A 3499-nucleotide genomic window follows, 5' to 3' on the forward strand; every position below is an offset into this window, starting at 1 on the left:
ATGAAGTGCACGGCGAACACCAGGTGCCCCAGCACCATGAACGCACCGCCGAGGCTGCGCCCCTTCAGGTAGGGCAGCGTCACCGCCACCGAGTCCATGAAGGGCCGCGCCGCGTCCAGCATCGCCATGCCCTGCAGCCAGCCTGCGGTGGTCAGGCTGACGAAATACAAGGCGAAACCGCCACTGACGAGCCAGAAATGCGCCGCGATCAGCCGCGGATAGGGCCACTCGCGCGCCGTGATGCGCGGCATCACGAAGTACATCGCGCCGAAGAACACGAAGCTGACGAAGCCGTACAGGCCCAGGTGCGCATGCGCCACCGTGTAGTGGGTGAAATGGGTGACGGCGTTCATGCTGCGCAAGGCCTCGAGCGAGCCCTGCACGGAGCTGGCGGTGTACATGAGCCCGCCCACGCCGATGAATCGCAGCGTCGGCGACCAGCGCAGTGCCGACAGGCGCCCTTGCAGCGTCTGGTACTGGTTCACCGTGAACGCGGCGACCGGAATGATCATCATCATGCTCTGCACGATGGACAGCGTGACCATCCATTCCGGCACCGGCCCTCCGATCAGGTGATGGCCGCCGACCTGGCCGTAGAAGAAGGCCAGCCCCCAGAAGCCCAGCAGCGACAGGTTGTACGACTGGATCGGCCGCCCGATCACCTTGGGCAGGAAGTAGTAGACCGACGCCAGTGCCAGCGGGGTGTAGAACAGGCCGAGCACGTTGTGGCCGAACCACCAGTTCATCGCCGCCTGCTGCACGCCCTGGTGCAGGCCCGGCATCTTCGCAACGACGAAGAGCACCGGCAGCCAGAACAGCGCGCAGGCCATGTACCAGACCGAGACGTAGAGGTGCTCGACGCGCCGGTTGACCAGCGTGAACACCAGCGGCAGGCCGATCAGCGCTCCGCCGACGGCGAACAGGATGCCGATCTGCCACGGGATCTCGAGCCACTCCAGGCCGTCGTTGATGCCCGCGGCGATGCTGCCCAGCCCGGCGATCAGCGCCGCATTCCAGAACACGGCGCCGACGAACGCAAAGCGCGCGCCCAGCAGCGGCGTCTTCAGCAGCCGCGGGATCACGAACATCGCGATGCCCAGGCCCGCCATCGGCGCCCAGCCGTAGGCCACCGCGTTGAGGTGGATGGTGCGGATGCGGCCGAACGTGAGCCAGGCCTGCTGCACCAGCCAGTCGGGCTCGTGCAGCTTGATCGACGCCGAGAGTCCGGCGGCTGACGCCACCAGCAGCCAGGCGATCGCACAGCAGAACATGAAGAACACCAGCGGCGCGGTGGACGCGTCGGCGCGCGCGCGCTCGGCCAGTTCGTCCGCATCGGCGCCGGTCGCGTGGCCCGCGCCCGCCGTGTCGATGGCGCCTTGCAGGCTGCCCTGTGCCGCCGGCGCCGCGGCCGGCTCCTCGATCCGCCCGATCTCGCCGGACGCGAAGATCACCTCGGCGCCCTGGCTGCTGCGGTCGAACAGGCCCGTGCGCTGCGACCAGATGAAGGCCAGCAACGCGACGAAGGACAGCACAAAGGCCGACAGCAGGATGGCAACGGTGTTCATGACGGTCAGCGTTCGAGTTCAGCGCGTTTGTCGGTCACCTCGCGCCACGCTTCGGCATCAGGCAAGGCCTTCTTGGTCTTGGTGATCGGCTTCCAGACGCGGGCCAGCTCGGCGTTCAGCGGCGTGAAGTCCTGCTGGTCACCTGGCACGTCCTCCTCCGCATAGATGGCCGAGACCGGGCACTCCGGCACGCACACCGCGCAGTCGATACATTGCTCGGGGTCGATGACGAGGAAGTTCGGCCCTTCGCGGAATGCATCGACCGGGCACACGTCGACACAGTCGGTGTACTTGCAGCGGATGCACGCTTCAGTGACGACGAAGGTCATGGAAGCGGTACCCGTCGATCAGCCGCAACAGGCTCCGCCGGAACAGCAGGAGTCGCCGGCTTCGGACGCTGGGCTGACCCCGCTCTTGCCGATCCGCACCCGCCATGACGCGGGACCGTTCTCGACGTAGCGCCAGTCGTACTGCCCGAACGCCCGGTCCTCGAACTGCACGCGCAGGGGTTGCGGGTCGTGGTCGTTCACCAGTTCCAGCGCCTGACCGGGTTGCAGCGCATCGAAGCGGGCAAAGATCAGTGCGTGGCGTTCGCGCGGTGCGATGGAGCGCAGGTCGATCGTGGTGGTCGGTGCAGCGAGGGTGGAAGTCATCGGCGGGTTCCTTGTGGGTGGGATGGGTGGAAAGCGGACAGGTCGAGAGGCCATGCAGGCTGCGCGTTCGCTCAGCCGTTCTTGCCATCGCGACGCGGCCTGATCAGCCACGGGGCGTAGACGACGATGTAGAGGGCGAAGGCGGCACACCAGGCGAGCGCCGCGCAGACCAGGAGGTGGGGCAGCCATTGCGGCAGGGCCAGCGGACCCAGCACACGCAGCGCGGCCGCAGCCATCACCAGCCCGTAGGCCAGCACCTCGGCTTTCGAAGCCTCGAGTGGCCGACCCGTGTGGCCGCGCGCCGTGCGGGTGATCATGCCGATGACGAGCCCACCGGTCGCACCGACCGCCAGGGCGTGCACGCCGGCCGACACGCCGATCCGGCCGAGCTGCGCAAGCGCCAGCAGCCCGAGACCGATGGCGATCCAGGCATAGGCCGCGTGCAGGATCCACAGGATCGGGCGGCCGCGCGTCCGCGCCGGTTGCCAGTGCCACTGGCGGACCAGGTGCAGCGCCGCCGCCAGGGCACAGGCCGCACCGCCGGCCGCCGCCCAGACCGCACCCGACGGCGCGAGCACCCACAGCGCGAGCGCCAGCGCGGTGAACGACAGGGTCGCACGCTCCAGGGCCGGTCGGGTGGCGAGCTTCAGGCCCGGCGTGGCGCTCATCGTGAAGGCCGGAATCACCCGCCCGGCGATCACGCACTCGATCATCACGATCAGGGCCAGGCCGGCGTGAAGCGCGCTCAGCGGGGCGATCGAGAGGGCCCCGATCACCGCCAGATGAAAGGCGCCGTTGGCCAATGACAGCAGCACCAGGATGCCCGCCAGCGGCAGATTGCGGCGATTGCGGGCGCGGACCAGTAGATCGACCATCACGGCGGCCACCAGCGGCAGCAACACCAGGTCCAGCAAGGCGTAGACCGGATAGGGGCCCGCCACGGCTGCAACGCGGGCGGCAGCCCACAGAAGGACCATGGCCCCGAGGAACGCGCCGCGCGGCGTGGCCAGGCCGGTCCAGGCCTTGCCGGCCGTCAGCAGGAAGCCGACGATGACCGCCACCGCGAATCCGAACAGCATCTCGTGCGCATGCCAAAGCACCGGCGGCACAGCCAGGGGCAAGGTCAGCTGCCCCAGAAAGAGCGCGATCCACAGCGGCATCGCCAGCACCGCAAACAGCGCAGCCCCCAGGTAGAACGGCCGGAACCCAAGGCGCAGCAGCGGCCAGCCCGCCGGTGGTGGCTCGCCGGTGGCCTCGGTCGGTGCGGCATGAAGGGGCAGG

The 3499-nt window shown here is 68.8% G+C and carries 4 protein-coding genes; all 4 read right to left on the reverse strand.

Annotated features, from left to right (window positions below):
* On the reverse strand, nt 1–1565 hold a 1565-nt coding region (locus tag ACE3T5_RS21265; protein WP_374670109.1), incomplete at its 3' end, for a cbb3-type cytochrome c oxidase subunit I.
* A 5-nt stretch (nt 1566–1570) separates the two neighbouring features.
* On the reverse strand, nt 1571–1894 hold the full coding sequence (fdxA, locus tag ACE3T5_RS21270) for a ferredoxin FdxA (RefSeq protein WP_374670110.1): 324 nt from the start codon (nt 1892–1894) through the stop codon (nt 1571–1573).
* Nucleotides 1895–1912: 18 nt separating this feature from the next.
* Complete coding sequence (locus ACE3T5_RS21275; protein WP_374670111.1) at nt 1913–2218, reverse strand: DUF2249 domain-containing protein; 306 nt, start codon at nt 2216–2218, stop codon at nt 1913–1915.
* Nucleotides 2219–2289: 71 nt separating this feature from the next.
* A complete protein-coding gene (locus ACE3T5_RS21280) occupies nt 2290–3498 on the reverse strand; it encodes an NnrS family protein (protein WP_374670112.1) in 1209 nt (402 codons plus the stop codon).
* Nucleotide 3499 lies beyond the last annotated feature (1 nt).

This window comes from Ramlibacter sp. (genome assembly GCF_041916345.1).
Lineage (GTDB): Bacteria > Pseudomonadota > Gammaproteobacteria > Burkholderiales > Burkholderiaceae_C > Ramlibacter.

Bases quoted from the DNA above. Each gene is read 5' to 3' on its own strand.
- fdxA (WP_374670110.1), bottom strand. From the start codon at position 1,894: ATGACCTTCGTCGTCACTGAAGCGTGCATCCGCTGCAAGTACACCGAC.
- ACE3T5_RS21275 (WP_374670111.1), bottom strand. From the start codon at position 2,218: ATGACTTCCACCCTCGCTGCACCGACCACCACGATCGACCTGCGCTCC.